11 protein-coding genes are annotated in these 17,555 nt (G+C 35.6%); 5 read left to right on the top strand and 6 right to left on the bottom strand.

The genetic code is table 11. The features are described from left to right. Positions 1-209: 209 nt before the first annotated feature. On the top strand, positions 210-2,561 hold the full coding sequence (locus ACEYOS_RS12355; protein ID WP_373708930.1) for a polyribonucleotide nucleotidyltransferase: 2,352 nt from the start codon (positions 210-212) through the stop codon (positions 2,559-2,561). Between the two features lie 67 nt (positions 2,562-2,628). Here the strand turns inward: ACEYOS_RS12355 and ACEYOS_RS12360 are convergent, their stop codons facing one another. From ACEYOS_RS12360 to ACEYOS_RS12370, 3 genes are all read right to left on the bottom strand, one after another. Then, entirely contained in the window at positions 2,629-3,144 is a 516-nt protein-coding gene (locus ACEYOS_RS12360; protein WP_373708929.1) for a hypothetical protein, read from the bottom strand. Positions 3,145-3,479: 335 nt separating this feature from the next. Then, complete coding sequence (locus ACEYOS_RS12365) at positions 3,480-3,773, bottom strand: type II toxin-antitoxin system RelE/ParE family toxin (protein WP_373708928.1); 294 nt, start codon at positions 3,771-3,773, stop codon at positions 3,480-3,482. Further along, positions 3,761-3,985, bottom strand: a complete 225-nt coding sequence (locus ACEYOS_RS12370; RefSeq protein WP_373708927.1) for a hypothetical protein — start codon at positions 3,983-3,985, stop codon at positions 3,761-3,763. The genes ACEYOS_RS12365 and ACEYOS_RS12370 overlap by 13 nt, the downstream gene beginning before the upstream one ends. Before the next feature lie 252 nt (positions 3,986-4,237). Here ACEYOS_RS12370 and ACEYOS_RS12375 point away from each other — a divergent pair, with 252 nt between their 5' ends. Continuing rightward, positions 4,238-5,596 carry an acyl-CoA dehydrogenase family protein gene (locus ACEYOS_RS12375; RefSeq protein ID WP_373708926.1) on the top strand — a complete coding sequence of 453 codons (1,359 nt, stop codon included), beginning with the start codon at positions 4,238-4,240 and terminating at the stop codon, positions 5,594-5,596. A gap of 97 nt (positions 5,597-5,693) precedes the next feature. Here the strand turns inward: ACEYOS_RS12375 and ACEYOS_RS12380 are convergent, their stop codons facing one another. Then, the gene (locus tag ACEYOS_RS12380; protein WP_373708925.1) at positions 5,694-8,612 is read right to left on the bottom strand and encodes an ATP-binding protein; all 2,919 of its coding nucleotides are present in this window, start codon (positions 8,610-8,612) and stop codon (positions 5,694-5,696) included. An 80-nt stretch (positions 8,613-8,692) separates the two neighbouring features. Between ACEYOS_RS12380 and ACEYOS_RS12385 the strand changes: the two genes are divergently transcribed. Both ACEYOS_RS12385 and ACEYOS_RS12390 read left to right on the top strand, forming a co-directional pair. After that, complete coding sequence (locus ACEYOS_RS12385) at positions 8,693-10,177, top strand: cytochrome P450 (RefSeq protein ID WP_373739069.1); 1,485 nt, start codon at positions 8,693-8,695, stop codon at positions 10,175-10,177. Between the two features lie 244 nt (positions 10,178-10,421). Continuing rightward, entirely contained in the window at positions 10,422-14,438 is a 4,017-nt protein-coding gene (locus ACEYOS_RS12390; protein WP_373708923.1) for an AAA domain-containing protein, read from the top strand. Between the two features lie 212 nt (positions 14,439-14,650). On the opposite strand, the gene ACEYOS_RS12395 is transcribed toward ACEYOS_RS12390, so the two are convergent. Continuing rightward, positions 14,651-15,361 (bottom strand): hypothetical protein, encoded by a 711-nt coding sequence (locus ACEYOS_RS12395; RefSeq protein ID WP_373708922.1) that lies wholly within the window; start codon positions 15,359-15,361, stop codon positions 14,651-14,653. A 136-nt stretch (positions 15,362-15,497) separates the two neighbouring features. Here ACEYOS_RS12395 and ACEYOS_RS12400 point away from each other — a divergent pair, with 136 nt between their 5' ends. Then, positions 15,498-15,833, top strand: coding sequence for a HopJ type III effector protein (locus tag ACEYOS_RS12400; protein ID WP_373708921.1), 336 nt, complete (start codon positions 15,498-15,500; stop codon positions 15,831-15,833). A gap of 565 nt (positions 15,834-16,398) precedes the next feature. On the opposite strand, the gene ACEYOS_RS12405 is transcribed toward ACEYOS_RS12400, so the two are convergent. Then, positions 16,399-17,343 (bottom strand): NAD(P)H-dependent flavin oxidoreductase, encoded by a 945-nt coding sequence (locus ACEYOS_RS12405; RefSeq protein ID WP_373708947.1) that lies wholly within the window; start codon positions 17,341-17,343, stop codon positions 16,399-16,401. Between the last annotated feature and the right edge of the window lie 212 nt (positions 17,344-17,555).

The following is a 17,555-nucleotide window of genomic DNA, read 5'->3' on the forward strand; positions in this document are numbered from 1 at the left end:
GAAGGAGTTTCATAAAAAAGGTATAATTAAAATTTTTATAATAAGATCACTTTCGGTTTCAAACCTACAATTCTCATTGATTTAATCGAATCATTATACTATTTATGCCCAATTTTACTCGAGAATAATTCCGTATCTTTGCACACGAAAATTTAAATAAATTAAATAATAACGCACTCAATACGGAGTGCCAAAGACGAACAAATTTTATGAATGCTCCACAAGCAATTATTGAAAAATTTCAATTAAGTGATGGTAGAGAAGTTACCATCGAAACAGGAAAATTAGCAAAACAAGCTAATGGTGCTGTAGTAGTAAGAATGGGAGGCACGATGCTTCTTGCAACAGTTGTCGCCAGTAAAGATGCTAAACCAGGTGTTGACTTTTTACCTTTAACAGTAGATTACAGAGAGAAATTTTATTCAGCAGGAAAAATTCCAGGAAACTTTTTCAGAAGAGAAGCAAGACCATCTGACGAAGAAATTTTGACAATGAGATTAGTTGACCGTGTTTTGCGTCCACTTTTCCCATCCGATTTCCATGCAGAAGTTCAGGTGATGATTTCCCTGATCTCTTATGATAAAGAATGTATGCCAGAATCTTTGGCAGGACTAGCCGCTTCTGCAGCAATCGCAATTACCGATATTCCTTTTAACGGACCAATGTCTGAAGTTACTGTTGCCAGAATCGACGGAAAATTAGTGGTGAATCCAAGTATGGAAAATTTAGCGAAAGCTGATTTGAACATTATGGTTGGCGCAACCAAAGATTCGATCGTAATGGTAGAAGGTGAAATGGAAGAAATTTCTGAACAGGAAATGATCGAAGCCATTAAATTTGCACACGAAGAAATTAAAGTTCAAGTTGCAGCTCAAGAAAGATTAGCCGAAAGAGTTGGTAAATCTCTTCCAAAAAGAGAATACACGCACGAAGATCACAACGAAGAAATTCGTGAAAAAGTTTGGGCAGCCACTTATGATAAAGTATATGAAGTTGCAAAAACTGCTTCTGCTAAAGAAGAAAGACATGATAACTTCCAGGCAATTTTAGAAGACTTCCTAACTCAGTATTCTGAAGAAGAATTAGAAGTTGCTAAACCTTTCGCAAAAATATATTTCCACGATGTAGAAAAAGAAGCAATGCGTCAAATGATTCTGAACGAAAAAATCCGTTTGGATGGAAGAACTCCGGAAACGATTCGTCCGATCTGGTCAGAAGTTGATTATTTACCAGGAGCTCACGGTTCTGCAATCTTTACACGTGGAGAAACTCAGTCATTGACTGCGGTCACTTTAGGATCTGTAAAAGATGCCAACATGGTGGACACGGTTGCCATCAACTACGATCAAAAATTCTTCTTACATTATAACTTCCCACCGTTCTCAACGGGTGAAGCAAGACCTTTAAGAGGAACTTCAAGAAGAGAAGTAGGTCACGGAAACTTAGCTCAAAGAGCTTTAGCAAAAATGATCCCTACAGAAAACCCTTACACCATCCGTATCGTTTCCGATATTTTAGAATCAAACGGTTCGTCTTCAATGGCAACTGTTTGTGCTGGAACTTTAGCTTTAATGGATGCAGGTGTTCAAATTTCAAAACCGGTTTCCGGGATTGCAATGGGATTGGTAACTGATCCAAAATCAGGTAAATTCACCGTACTTTCTGACATCTTAGGAGACGAAGATCACTTAGGTGACATGGACTTCAAAGTAACAGGAACTGCAGACGGAATCACGGCTTGTCAAATGGACATTAAAGTGGAAGGACTTTCAATGGACATTATGGAAAAAGCACTGATCCAGGCGAAAGACGGAAGATTGCATATCCTTAATGAATTATTGAAAACGCTAGACGCACCAAGACCAGACGTGAAACCACACGCACCGAAAATGGAAGTATTGGAGATCTCCAAAGACTTCATCGGAGCGATCATCGGACCTGGAGGAAAAATCATTCAGCAAATGCAGAAAGATTTCGAAACGGTTATCGCGATTGAAGAAATTGGCGAAATCGGAAGAATCGAAATTTCCGGTGTTAGCAGAGAGAATATTAACGCAACGATTGCAGCAATTAACGAAATCTGTTTCGTGCCTGTAGTTGGAAGCGTGTACAACGGTAAAGTTGTTAAAGTAATGGATTTCGGAGCATTCGTAGCGATTGCAAAAGGAACAGAAGGATTACTTCACATCTCAGAAATCGAATGGGCGCGTTTGGACAAAGTTCCGTACAACGAAGGCGATATGGTAGAAGTGAAATTCATGGGTTACGATGACCGTAAGAAAATGAAACTTTCAAGAAAAGTTTTGTTAGACCGACCAGCTCGTGAAGAAAGACCTCAAGGTGATCGTCCACAGGGAGATCGTCCTCAATACAATAATGACAGACCAAGAGAAAATCGTCCACAAGGCGACAGACCTCAAAGAAGAGATGACCGTAGAGACGGTAACTTTAACGGAGGAAATAACAGACCTCAACAAGGTTCTCAAAATAATAACCCATCAAACGAAGGGGAAAATTTAAGACCTTCGAATGATACCGATAATAAACCAGAAGGTTTTTAATTAAAGATCATCCGCTATTTATAATAAAACCACCGATTGCTCGGTGGTTTTTTTTTCAAGTAAAATGTTATTTATTAAGCCCTTGCAACAATTTATACAACTCATTAGTCTGTTCTTGCTTACTCTCGGGGGTGTTCGCTTCAACTTTTGGTTTATATGAACTATTCAGTCGTAGTGCATCATAATATTCAAATCCTGCCTCCTCAGCAACTGCAATAAGTTTCCGATAATTTTCCTCATTCTTCGGCACGTTTGCACTTAAAGCTACAAACTTTCGTTCTTTTGCTTCCCAGTCATCTGCTTTTGCCTGCACCTTTCGGTTATAGGCGTCCATTTTAGCCTGATGTTCCGCAGCGTAAGGACTGTAATTCGATGATGAGGTTGGCAAGGCCGAGGAAACGGAAGAATTTGTATTGGAGGGAGCAATATTTTTAAAATGCTGATCACTTTGTGCCTGTTGCCGCTGCTGTGTGGCTTTGCGAATCTCTTCCTGATTGGGTTTGTGATAGGCATCACCATATTGGGCCTTGATAGCGATTACTCCGAATAACAAAATCGAAGTAGCGAGCGTTATTTTTCTCATGTGAATTATTTTTGGTAAAATTAGAAGAAATTCAACGCGGTGAAATACCCAATCCAGGGTATTTATTTTTCTATCGGTAAATACTCCCGCTTTACGTACTGGAGGTTTTTTCTGTCCGCGCGAAAGAATTCATGCGGCAGCGATCTAAATTAATTTTCTTTTGACTGTCCTTTCAAAAACATTTTTTTCCTACATCTCTCCTACGACCGACCTCAACGAAGAGATGACCGACCGGAAAATAACGGACCACGTCAAGAAGATAATCAGAACTAAAAAGAGCTCAGATTAAATAGAAACTCCCAAAGTGATTTGGGAGTTTTTTATGTTTAAGAAGTTCAAATTTCGATGTTTTCTGGATCTCGTCGGTTATCCCAAAATGAAAGAATTTCAACAATACCAGGTTTCACTCGATAAAATAATGAGAAATTTTTCAAAATTATAACAACACGTACTTGTTCGAAATCAGTCGCTTTTCCTATTAGTGGATTTTGTTTTAAAAGTAATTCCTTATCCTTTAATTCTAATAAAATCTTTTTTGAAAAGGTGTTAGATTTATTTCGCGCAATCCAATAAGTCAAAATCTCTGCCTGTTCGTGAAGGGCTTTTTTAGTCCATTTTATTTGAAACATTGTTCAATAATTTTCTTCGCTTCATCTTCTGTGTAAAATATCCCTTTATCAGCTTCTTCAATTCCTTCGGTCACTGATATTTTTTGAGCTTCCGACAGGATAATTTTATTTTCAACAATAGTTTTTTCAAAAGAAATTTTCATTTTCTGTAATAAATTTTGAAGCAAATCCATTTCAGAATTATTTTTAGGATAAACAGTCAGGCCTTCCATATCTTTAATATTTATACAAATGTAATTATTTTTATAATGTATAGAATTAAAAAATACCTGATTGAAATACGCAATAATTTGATATCATCTAATTTTAATATTTCTCATTGTTATCTGCTAAATGAAATTCCTCTGCGAAAATTATTTTTAATCACTGTCTAAAACCTTTGCGCCGTCTGTGGTTAAAAGTTTTTTATATTGCAATTCACCTTCAAATCTTTTCCGTACCTTTTTAATTAAATTTTAAATTCAATGTCAAATATTTTTTCCAAAGTCAGAAACGCTATTGAAATATTTAAATCCATTGATCTGGATGAACTCTCCAAAATATCTGGGAAAGTAGATCTTCCAAAGATGATGGAAGGTTTTTCTAAAATGAACGACAAGCAGATCAAGATGCTGATGCGTGCCATTGATCCGGAAAAAAAGAAAAAAGATCTTCCACCCGTTGATGGCGATTTCTATGATGTTTTCGAGACTTTGACACCGGAACAAAAAGAAATTCAACTTAAAGTTCGAACGTTTATGGAAACGGAAGTAAAACCTTTGGTGAATGATCACTGGCTGCACGATTCTTTTCCTTTTGAAATTATTGAAAAATTTAAGAAACTGAATGTCTGCGGCGTGACTTACGAAGGGTACGGTTGTCCCGGTTTGCCTTTTCTAATGGAAGGCGTTCTGGCCATGGAAATGGCAAGAGTTGACGCTTCGATCGCGACTTTTTTCGGTGTTCATTCGGGACTTTCGATGGGCTCCATTTATCTGTGCGGCTCTGAAGCACAAAAACAAAAATGGTTGCCGCAAATGCAAAACTTCGATAAGATCGGTGCGTTTGGATTAACCGAGCCCGAAGTTGGTTCTGGCGCAGCGGGAGGTTTAACCACGACCTGTAAAAAAACTGAAGGCGGCTGGATCCTGAACGGTCAGAAAAAATGGATCGGCAATGCCACTTTCGCGGATGTCATTATTATCTGGGCAAGAAGTTTAGATGATGGCGAAGTAAAAGGTTTCATCTTAGAAAAAGACAATCCCGGCTTCAAAGTTGAAAAAATAAAGGGAAAAATGGCGTTGAGAATTGTTCAGAATGGCTTGATCACTTTGACGGACTGTTTGATCACCGATGAGAATAAATTAGAACACGCCAATTCTTTTAAAGATACCGGAAATGTGTTGCGCATGACCAGAGCCGGCGTGGCGTGGATGGCGACCGGTTGCGCGAGAGGCGCTTATGAAAGTGCTTTAGCCTATACGAAAACCCGCGAACAGTTTGGAAAACCCATCGCGTCTTTCCAGATGATCCAGGGACATTTGGTGGAAATGCTTTCCAATTTAACGGCGATGCAAACCATGGTTTTCCGTTTGTCTGAAATGCAGGACGAAGGTATTTTAAAAGACGAACACGCCTCGCTCGCCAAAGTATTCTGCACCATGAGAACCCGCGATATTGTTTCTCGGGCGCGTGAAGTTCTGGGTGGAAACGGCATTTTACTGGAATACGACGTTGCCAGATTTGTTGCCGATGCCGAAGCCATTTATTCTTATGAAGGCACGAAGGAAATTAATTCTTTGATTGTTGGTAGAAGTATTACGGGGTTTAGTGCGTTTGTTTAAAATATTAAACCACTCAATAAATTGAGGGGTTTAATTTTGAGAATCTCCATAATTTTATACGAATTTTAATATCTTATTTAGAATAAATAATCTGCAGCTACAGAATCGGAGAAGCTTTAACTAGATTCAATGGGAATTCAGTAATGAATTCATCGTAAGCGGAAATTATATTCTCTCGAGTTGTGTTGGTGTCAAATCTATTCTCGAAGACCCAATCCAATACTTTATCGTTTATAACGATTGAAACAGTATATTTATCTTCTCTCTTTGCTTTATAATCTTCCGTAACTACATACGGAGATGCCATTTTAGGATAATCAAAACTGATGATATGGCTTAATTGATAATGACACAGATATGGGATTTTAGCGTTTTGTTTTAAGCGTAGATAATTATAATTTTTTAAACATGGTATGATTTTTCGTGAAGTCCTGTTCCAACTAATAGTCTCTTTTAGTATTTCTATATATTTATTATGCGGAAAAAACTCGCTCTCATTTTGTTTCAAGAAAAATTCTACCTGCGTTAGAGAATGATTTTTTCCATGTTCAAAATTTTTAACTCCTGTAATATTTTTCTCAATAATAGAATAAATTAAAGATGAAACAGGAGAATTTACACTCATTCCAGAACATTTAATTGTGAAATGGCTGTCATTTAAAAAATACAAGTCTTGTGGAGGAAAAATCTGCTCTTCGTCAAGTTTTAATTCTATGGTTTCTATTTGGTTTAAAAGCGTTAACAATTTAATATTAGGTTGATTGTTTATTGGAATTTCAAAATTTTCCCACTGTTGAAATTGAGATAAATTGAAATTAGATAAAAAGTTGTATTCTATTTGATAATATTTTAAAAACATACTTGCAATCTGTTTTTCTCTCTCATTAGCAAATATAATATCAAATTTTTCTGTTATTAATTTGAAACAACTAATTAGAATTTCGTCGAACAGACCATCTAAAGCTTCGGACTTAATTTTATTTCTATTAAGTGTTAGTATTTCATTCGCTTTTTGTTTGTGAATGTTTACAGTTAAATCGATAAAAAGTAAACTTTCAAATTTATTTTCTACATATTGATTTTTGTAAAAACTTCCAATATATTTAAAATTTAAATTGGGTAAAATGTTTATTTCTAATGAATTACTTTCTTCGTAAAATTTGAAATAATTCTCCTTTTTTTCGAGAAACTCGTGTTTATTTGAATTGATAAATAATTTCATGGGAATAACTGATGCATTTTCAAATTCTAATATTTCATCTATAATCATCCCCAAGTTAATATCAAGCGATTCATTTGTTAGCGGATCGAAATTGTGAGCAATTGACATAGCATTTCCTTGTTTTGTTTTTATAGACCAACTTTCTGGAATTGCAGGCGTATTGTAGTTTAAACTTATTAGCGATCCAGGTTTTACACTATGATCTGTTTTTTTCTTCTGTATCAGAACAGCTCCGTCCCTATTACTATTTGGACTATATAATTCTATTTTCTGATATTCTTCGGTAAAATAGCTTTTTGTTTCAATCACAACTTCATCAGTCAACATGAAAATGCTTTGAAATCCTATACCGAAAATTCCTGAAGGTCTCAACCATTCAGGCATATCTTCAACAATGCTAATTTTTTTTCTATTTTTAGAAGAGCTACCTGTATTCATTAAATATTTCAAGTCTTCTGATGAAATACCAGTACCATTGTCTTTAATTTTTATTATAGATCGTTGTTCAGAACCTATGACTTCCTTTTGATCAATGAATATTTCAATCGGATAATTTTGTAAATAATTAAAAAAAACATGATCTTGAGGCGTTTTAAAATCATAATTATCTTTGTGTTCTAACCAAACTCTAATAAGGGTGGAGTCCACAGCATTTTGTAGTAACTCTCTAATTGATTGATATGCATGTTCGTATAAACCTGCGCCCTGTAAAAGTGATAATGCCTTATCAGTATCAACTGAAAATTTAGGTTTTTTCTTACCATCTAAATAATCATACTTATCTAACTCAACTTTTAAAGTTCCGATTGTTGGAAGATATCCATAATCTTTAAATGGTACTATATCATTCCAATTAATCATTTGGGTTCTGATTTCAGTATCTAAATAATTAAACCAATGTTGAGTAATATTTGCAACGTCATAATCATTACATTTAGCAAACACTTCTATTTTTTCTGTATCAGCCCTAAATGATTCAATTGAAAGATGCTTAGCTTTATGATTTAATGTGTCAATAGGAATTTTACTTAAGGTTCTCAACATAACCTCTGAAAATCTATTATTATCTAAATCTAATAAATCACCTATCCGGAGCATGCATGCTATAAACCTTGGATGAGCATCCTCAACATCTATCCCAACCTCTGAAAATGTTAGTTGCATTACATCTTCGAAATCTTTTGTGTGAGATGAACAAATATCAGCTAGTATTTTAAAAATACGATTTGGTATTACGCCTCGTGGAGTTGCTAATGAAAGTTCACGAGTAGGATTTAAAATTATATCTTTTGATCTTTCAGAATGAGATCTCCTAAAATATTCTGCTAAAATAAATTTTATACCATCATGAAATCCTAAATTTAATTCATAATGTTTATACTTTATTTTTTTATTTTCAATTTCGAACTGATCTGCAAATTCATGTAAGCCATTTTTAGAATCGTCCTTTAAATCTTTAAAAAAATCTAAAAATTCATCAGAATTTAATGCTGCAACTAATTCTTCACTTGAGACGACCATTCCCAAATCATGACTATAACTTGCTTCAAGAATAAACCATATATCAATTGCTGACAATTTCTTAATATTTTCAAATCCGATTACTCTCACAATATTATTAATAATGGTTTCCGAATGAGATTCATCATGTAAACTATAATGCGGGAATAAGTTAGCAACAGCATTTAGTGCAGAAGGAATAATCTTTTTATCATAATTCCAGTGAGCAAATAGAATATCACTTTGCTTCCCTAAAGTTTTTGTATACAATAATTCTTCTAGTTCTTTAATCATAATTTGAGTTTTTTCAAATTTACCAATTAATTGATAATTTTTTTATTTTAATCAATTATTTTTAACAAAATACACTCGATATGTTAATTGATATATTATACTTTTTAAAAAACTTGAAATTCTCTACTCATAAAACTTATTTAATTACAAAATTCAATCTCGTCCTCATTAATAAAATTAAATTTTTCCCCAAAATTTTAGCCGTAATTTCGCTACAAATACAAAACAGAACTGTGTACAACTATCCACCAAAAGTCAGCGAGAAAAATATCTGGAAAACTTTGTTGAAGTTGAACAGCGATCCGATCGCTATTATTTCTCAGAATTTTCGGGAATTGGGAGAAACTTATACCTTGCAGTCCTTTTTGGTAAAAAAGCGTTTTGTCTTTAGTCGAGATCCCGAACTGTTTGATTATGTGTTGCGGAAGAATCAAAAAAATTATGAGAAATCTGCCATTCAAACCCATGTTTTAGGAAAATATCTGGGCAAAGGTTTACTGACGAATACCGGGAAAAATTGGTTGAAACAACGTCGGCTCATTCAGCCCAATTTTAGCAATAAAAATATAGAACTGCTGCATCAAACGATGATCGATGAGATTAATGCCACGATTGAAAGTCAGCTCAAAAATGAAACGATCGATCTTTATAAGATGACCAACAGTCTCACTTTTAATATCATCGCGAAGACTTTGTTTGGCAACTCCATCGACTATACGCAGATTCTGAGAATTTCAGATTCTATAACGGAAATTCAGAAAATGTTCATCAAAGAAGTGCGAAAACCTTTTTTGATGTCCTGGTATAAAATTTCGGGACAGCTGAAAAAACACCTGCAACTGTCGGAGGAGATGCGTACGGTTTTTCGGGAAATTATTCTGAAAAGGCAAAGTGAGACGGGAGAATTTAATGACATCCTACAAAATCTATTGAACAGCAGATACGAAGACAGCGGCGAACCAATGGCGATGGAACAGTTGATCGACGAAATCATCATCCTTTTCGTTGCCGGACATGAAACTTCTGCGAATGCGTTGGCATTCACCTTATTTTTAATTGAGAATAATAAGCATGAAAAGCAGTTATTAGTAAAAGAAATTGAAGATCTGGGCGACGATTTTTTAGCCTTAAAAACGCTTTTTGGAAATTCGAAAACAATGACCATCATCAAAGAATCCTTGCGATTGTATCCACCCGCGTGGATCATCGACCGCGTGGCTTTGGCGGATGATTCTTTTAAAGGCTTCTCCTGGGAAAAAGGGACGATTGTAGAATTTCTGTTGTATGATATGCACAGAAATCCGGCTGACTGGAAACAGCCCAATTCTTTTGTGCCCGAAAGATTTGAAGATAGTGACGTTAAAAATAAACCTTATTTTCCATTCGGAAATGGAGCAAGACACTGCATCGGCGAACATTTCGCTTACATGGAGATGATCCTTTTTCTAAGATTATTCTATAAAAAATACGAATTAGAACTGGAGACCAAAGAAATGAAAACCATCGCGCTGATCACTTTACGACCTACAGAATTGAGAGGGAAGATTGTTCCAGGTTCTTTTTAATAGGAGAGTTTTGGTAAAAGCAAATGAAAATTAACATATTAAAGAGGAAGGTTAGTCATAATTTCTCAGCAATTTTTTGTCGCGCTTTGTGTTGAGATTGACTTTATGAAATCACTTTCTTACATTTCCTACGGAAAGAAAAAATTGGCTTGATTTTTAAATGACGCTGCAAAAAAGTTGATTGTATTGCATTCCAACCAAAATTTCCTACTTTTAATCCACCATAACTTTCCCACTAAATTCAATGCTGAACCTCACCCCAGAAATCTTCGAAGCTTTTCAAAACAAATTAAAAACCGGTAACCGTCGTGGTGTTCACTTGAATGCTATTCCAGGGAATTCGCGGTATAAGTTGGATCTGGCGCAGCTTTCTGAAATTCATAAAAGTTTGCCCGAACATTTTATTGTGAATCTTTTGACGCAGAAAAATGTTTCTTTTAAATTTTCGATTCACGATCAAATTGTGGTGAAAGATTCTGCAGATTCATCAAGCAGAATTCTTTCTTTCGAAGATGAAAATGGAGAGTCCGAAGAAATTGAAAAGGAAGAAAATCAAACATCGACTGAACTTCCAAATGCAGAAACGAAAGAAAAGAACAAGGAAAAACTGTCACGAAGTTTAGAAAATCTGATTTTTCAGAATGAGGTGATCTACTCCGAAAAAGGAGTCAATTCATTAGGATTTGGTTTTCCAATATTGATCCGAAAAGATGTGTCAGACGGACAGATCTCGGCTTCTCCCCTACTCATTTGGTCCATCAACATCAAGCCGACCAACGAAATGAACACGTGGGAAATCACGCGCGCGGAAGATGATCCCATTTATCTGAACGAAGTGCTCATCAACCATTTGAAAAGTGATTCCGGAGTTATTTTAGACCAACTGTCAGAAGAAATGCTTTCAGACGGAAAGATCGATAAACCCGAACTTTTCAATATTTGCGAAACCATTTTGAGTCAGTTGAAAGTCACACAGAATCTGGATTTCATCATGAATAATTATGCGGAAATTCCGGCCATCAAAACCAAAGCGGTTTACGAAACTTTATTGCCAAAAAAAGGCGACGCTTTCATTATAAAATCAGGGATCTTCTCCATTTTTGAAGTTCAGAAACAGAATATCATCAATGATTATGAGGTTTTAAAAAGCAACTTTAAACCTTTAGAAGATCCCGTAAAAGAATCTTTTCAATCCATCACTTCCATCGAAACCGATCCTTCGCAACAGGGAATTCTGGAATCGTTGAAATCCCAAAATAAAATTTTGATTCAAGGTCCGCCGGGAACTGGGAAAAGTCAGACTTTGACGGCAGTTTTGGTTAATGCGTTAGAAAACCAACAAAAAACCATCGTGGTTTGTGAGAAACAAACCGCTCTTGAAGTTTTGTACAATGCACTTCATAAAATGGGTTACGCTCGATATTGCACGATGATCAAAGACAGTATTTCAGACCGGAAGCTCGTCGTGAATTCAGTCAGAAATCTGATCGATCCGGCAGATTTTAAAAAACCAATGCAACTCTATTCATCGCAGTCTTTAAACGATCAGATTGCGGAAATAACAGGTCATCAAAATAACGTCAACGCTGTTCATCATTTATTGAATACCCAATTATTGCCAGAGAAAAACTGGTCGGAAATTGTAGGAAATCTTTTGGAATTTAAAGAATCGAACGAAACGCTGGATCTGCAGGATTCTATTTTTTCATTTTCAAAGGAAGAGTTTACTGAAATTGAGATTTTGCTTAATGAAGGAGAATCTCTTTTTAAAGAATATGAACCTTTTATCGCGTCGTCTTTCCTGAATACGGAGAAATTAATACAGGAAAATTTTCTCAGCAGTTTACAAAATTTAGATCAATCGTTCCAGAGTTATCAAAAATTCTGGGAGGAAATCCAAACATTTATTCGGGATTTTCAGCCCATTTACATCGAAAAGAAGAAGCAGGAATTTGGTCAAAATTTACAAAAGCTGACTTATCTTATTAATGAAACAGAAATTATGACTTCTACCTTGACCTCTCATTCAGACGAGTTTTTACCAGAAGTCACAGAAAGTTTCTTTTATAAATTGGGTGCTTTATTTTCATCAACGAAAAAAAGGAAAATTCAGAATCAAAAAAGATTAACGGAAATTTCTTCGTCCATAAAAGAGATCAGTTTAAATCCGCTTTTTCCGGCAATTGAGATCTCCGGAAATCTTTGGAACAACAAAAAGGAGATCATTAATTATCGTCAGAAATCAGAAATTGCACAAACTCAGTTTTCCTTAAACATAGAAGAGAATTATGAGTCGCTGGATTTTCTAAACCTTTTTGACGCAGCTATTTCCGGTCGGGAAACTGAAACTATTTCACAAAAAATTCAGAATTTAAAGAAGTTCATTTTGAATGATGGTTGGATCACCAATACTGATTTTGGAAATACGTATCTACAAACCAAAGAACGGTTAAAGACGGTCTTCTCCCAATATTCCGCCCTTCGAAATGATGCGTCGAATCCTTTGTTGGCAGAATACAATTGGTTTTCTTTTCATCACAATCTGTCTTTTTTCCAGAAAGGTTTGCTGGAGAAATTGTATCCACTTCAAAACTGGAAATCTTCTTTTCTTTCTGCTTACTTTTCCCTTTTGCTAAAATATCACAGCGATGAGAAACTTAATTTCAACGAGCAGCAATACGCGGAAATTATTAAAAAACTAAAAATATTCGGTTTTACACAGAAAAGTTTCATTGAACAATTTTGGAATACGGCGCAACAGGAAGCCGTGAAAAATTTCGAGAAAAACAATAAAGATATTACGGTTGCGAACCTTTACAACAAACGAAGCAGCATCAATCACACGCGATTAACGCTGCGACAAATTGCCCAAAAAGACATTGATCTTTTCACGACATTTTTTCCTATTATTTTAACGACGCCGGATGTTTGCAGTAATCTTTTTCAGAACAAAAATTCCTATTTCGAATATGTAGTTTTTGATGAAGCGAGCCAGCTAAAACTGGAAGATAATCTACCGGCTTTGCTCAAAGGAAAAAACATCATCATCGCGGGAGACGAACATCAAATGCCGCCGTCGAATTATTTCAGTAAAGTTTTTGACGGTTCTACCGATGATGAGTATGAGTTGGAAGGCGAAAACGAAATCATCACCTACAAAAATGCCATGCTCAATATCGAATCATTACTGGATTTTGCTATGGAAAACAATTTCGAAAAGAACCATCTCGATTTTCACTATCGCTCCAGACATCCTTATTTGATTGACTTTTCTAACCATGCTTTTTACAATTCGAGACTAAAACCGCTGCCGACGCAAACGCAAAATAAACCGATTGAATTTTTTCAGGTTGATGGTATTTTCAATGATCACATTAATGCGGAAGAAGCTGATAAAGTGCTTGATATTTTGGGAACAATTGAACCTAACAAAGATGGAAAATATCCGTCCGTCGGAATTGCGACTTTTAATATTACGCAGCGGAATTATATAAAACGAAAGATCGTTCATCAAATTAATCTTCCGGAAAATGAACTGTTTAAAGAGAAAATTCAAGGTTTAGAAGCAGCCGGACTTTTCATTAAAAACCTGGAAAACATTCAGGGCGACGAAAGAGACATTATCATTATTTCTACGACGTACGGACGAAAACCGAGCGGCAAGTTTGTGCAAAGTTTTGGTCCGGTGAATCACTCCAAAGGCTATAAATTATTGAATGTGATCATTACGCGAGCGAAAGAGAAAATTTATATTTGCAATTCCATTCCCGAAGAATTTTTCATGAATTACAAAAATGCGCTCGAAGAAGAAGGCGCGAATAATCGGAAAGCGGTTTTCTATGCATATCTGGCTTATTGCAAGGCGGTAAGTGACCAAAATGAAATGCAAAGAAATGAAGTTCTTAATGTGTTGGATGTTTACGGACATAAAGCTTCCACAGAAAAAGATACTGAAACTACTTCCTTCATCAACGAGATCGAACAGCATTTAAAAGAAAAATTTCCGGAATTAAAAATTTCTAAAAACCATCATTTTGGCGGCTATGTTTTAGATCTTATTATCGAAAAGCCGGATCACCGATCAATTATCGTGGAATGCATGAGTAAGGAAAAATATGATGGTGAGCTTGGTTATCTGGAAGATCTTCACAAAGCAAAAATTCTGCAGAATTCCGGGTTTGAATATGTGCGGATCTGGAGTCAGAACTGCTGGCAGAACTTAGATTCGGAAATACAAAAAATCGTGAAGAAATTAGGATGATTTCAAAACAACTGAAAAAAATCTTCAGAAAATATTAAATTTAAGCGATCATCATTTTCATTTTTGAACATTAATATTTCAGTCAAAATTCAAGAATGCAAACAACGTCAACGAAAGCAAACTAAAACGTAGTTCCAATCTTAAATGCTTGTATTATAAGTACGAAACTCCGAGAAGTTCGGGTGTTTTTTGCAATCAAAACTTCGATTCAATTACCTCAGAGGTTTAATCAATATTTTGATAATATCATACCTGGAATGAGTCCAGTTGTAGGAACCTTTCAACAACCAGGAAATCCCGAAAGGAAGTAAGGTGGTCGATTCAAAAATAAGAGTTGAATATGGAAAATCTAAGTTTTTAAAAATAGAAAGAAAGGCGATCGCGAGAATACTGAAAATCATTATATAAGCACAAATTCGATAGATCCTGTTCCGCCTCCGTTTTTTATCATCAACGATCTCGTTTTTATCAGGTTTTTGAAAAACTACCGCACAGAATAAAGCAAAACAGATAAACAGAGCTGTTGCAAAACCATAGTGAAGTGCATTTGATAAGTGCGAAGATTCCGCAGAAATGGGAAGACTGATAAATTTCGCACCGATGAAACCTTTAACATTGGTCGGAAATATCGCTACGCCAGCCGCACAAACTCCGGCAATGTTCGCCAGCCAGTTTTCAATTCTGTATTCTCCTTTGTAGGTAATTAAAAATGTTGACAGCGCTGCTAACGTCCCTATAAAGATGGTGTGAGAAAAACTATAATAATAGTGGCTGAGCGACGGTTGTAATCGCCCGCCGAAAATAATTAAAGCAAACGGCAATAGAATTCCGAGAATCCCAATAAGCTGTCGCAGCAGAAAGTACGAAATGGTTGTTGAATCTGTTTTTTCAGTCGCTAATTCATGGATGTTAGGTATTTCCATAGGTTAGATTTTTATAGAAGTAGGAGCAAATATGGTCTATCAGCACCAATGTGATCGGGGTGATTTTACGGTTTCTTGTTTAAATAGTTACTATTTAAATTGCGAACGTTTTCTTATTTTTAACGAAAATTTTAAAATGATACTATCGCAGTTAAAGTCAAATCCTGAAAACATACAGTTCAATGATGTTATTTCATTTATTGATGAGCATTATGATTTCACGCCAACTCCATTCAGAAATGGAAACACCAGCAATGAAGCTAATCAGAATAATGGTTCCTGCAAAGTGTTCAGTTTCGCAAAGTTGAATAATTTGTCACAAGAAGAAACCTTATTTCTTTTTGGAGAATTTTATAGAAACGATGTTTTAAAAAATCCAGACGGAAGTGATCATCAAAATATCAGAAACTTTATACAGTTTGGTTGGGATGGAATTTATTTTGAAGGTGAAGCTTTGAGTGAAAAAAGGTAGATTTTTTTGAGGATGGAAAATTTACAGTTACCAGCTGTGAGGATATTTTGATATTAACCTTGTCAAGGTTCAGAACCTTGACAAGGTTTTTTCAGAAGAATTGTTTAGGGGTAATATTGAAGAAATGATGTTTTTCAGCAAGTAGTTCGAAACGTAAAACAGAGTTACATTAGAAATCCTAATCTTACAGCCCGACTTGAGCGGAGCTCTTTTTGTGAAACGCAGTGGAACAAAAAAGCGGGAGCGGAAGGCGGAAAAAGCTGCCATAATAAAATAATAAATAGACATTCAACTTAATCAAAAAGCTGTCCTACATAAAAGGTCGATCATGTTTGGCAAATTATTTGCAAAACTACTTTTAACAAAAAAATAAATTATTATGGGAACACTATTTAGAAGAATTTTAATCTTCGCAGCACCAATGTTATTAGGTTATATTATGAAAAAATTCAATGGAAAAAAACAAGGCTCGGTAAGAACGAGATAAGTTGAAATCCAGAACCCATTACAGGTTCATATTAACACAAAAAAATTCCGTCTCAAAATTGAAACGGAATTTTTTTATTTATAAATCAAAGGAATTCACTTCGCGATATTCTCTCAATAAATTTTCAAAGACTTTTTCGACGGGTAATATTTCGTGAATTAAAGCGGAAACTTGACCAATTTCTAATTCTCCCTCTTCCAGATCACCTTCAAACATTCCGCGTTTCGAGCGGGCTCGTCCGAGCGTTTCTTTCAAAGCTTCTACATTTCGTCCGGCGTCGTAGAGTTTTTCTAAATCATGGAAAAATTTATTTTTGACCATTCTTACAGGTGCCAATTCCTTCAATGTTAAATGCGTGTCGCCTTCATTCAAAGAAATAATTTTATCTTTCCAGATCTCGTGGGAACTTGCTTCTTCGGTGGCGGCGAAACGAGAACCGATCTGAACACCGTCTGCACCAAGTATCATGGCGGCTTTCATTTGAGATCCTAACGCAATTCCACCCGCGGCAATCAACGGTTTTGAAATATGTTGTTTTACGTTTGGAATCAGACAGAAAGTAGTGGTTTCATCGCGACCGTTGTGACCGCCAGCTTCAAAACCTTCGGCAACAATAGCATCAACGCCGGCGTCTTCGCACTTCATGGCAAACTTGGTGGAGGAAACGACGTGAGCGACTTTTAAGCCTTCTTTTTGTAATGTTTCTGTGTACGTTTTTGGATTTCCAGCAGAAGTAAAAATGATTTTCACCCCTTCCTCCAAAATAATCTGAATCACTTCATCTAAATTCGGATACAACATCGGAACGTTGACGCCAAAAGGTTTGTCGGTCGCTTCTTTACATTTCTGAATGTTCTCTCGCAGAATATCTGGATACATACTTCCGGCACCGATCAGTCCTAAACCGCCGTTATGTGAGACGGCAGATGCTAAACGCCAACCTGAATGCCAGATCATTCCACCCTGAATGATGGGATATTTTATTTCGAATAAGTCGGTGACTTTATTTTGTTTCTCGTTCATTTCTTTCATTTTTTTGGCCACACCAAAATCTAAAATAGTACTCATGTGGTAAATTTAATTAAATCAGTGAAGAGGAAAAAATGTTGGAGTGGAAAATTGATGAGAGAAATAAAATTAACGCAAAGGAGTTTCACTTCGCAAAGCTCGCAACAACTTAATGGTTAAGACTACCATCCAATATTTAAAAAAATATTTCGAAGTTACACACTTAG

Origin of the sequence: Kaistella sp. (assembly GCF_041824135.1) — a bacterium.
In the GTDB taxonomy this organism is placed as follows: domain Bacteria; phylum Bacteroidota; class Bacteroidia; order Flavobacteriales; family Weeksellaceae; genus Kaistella.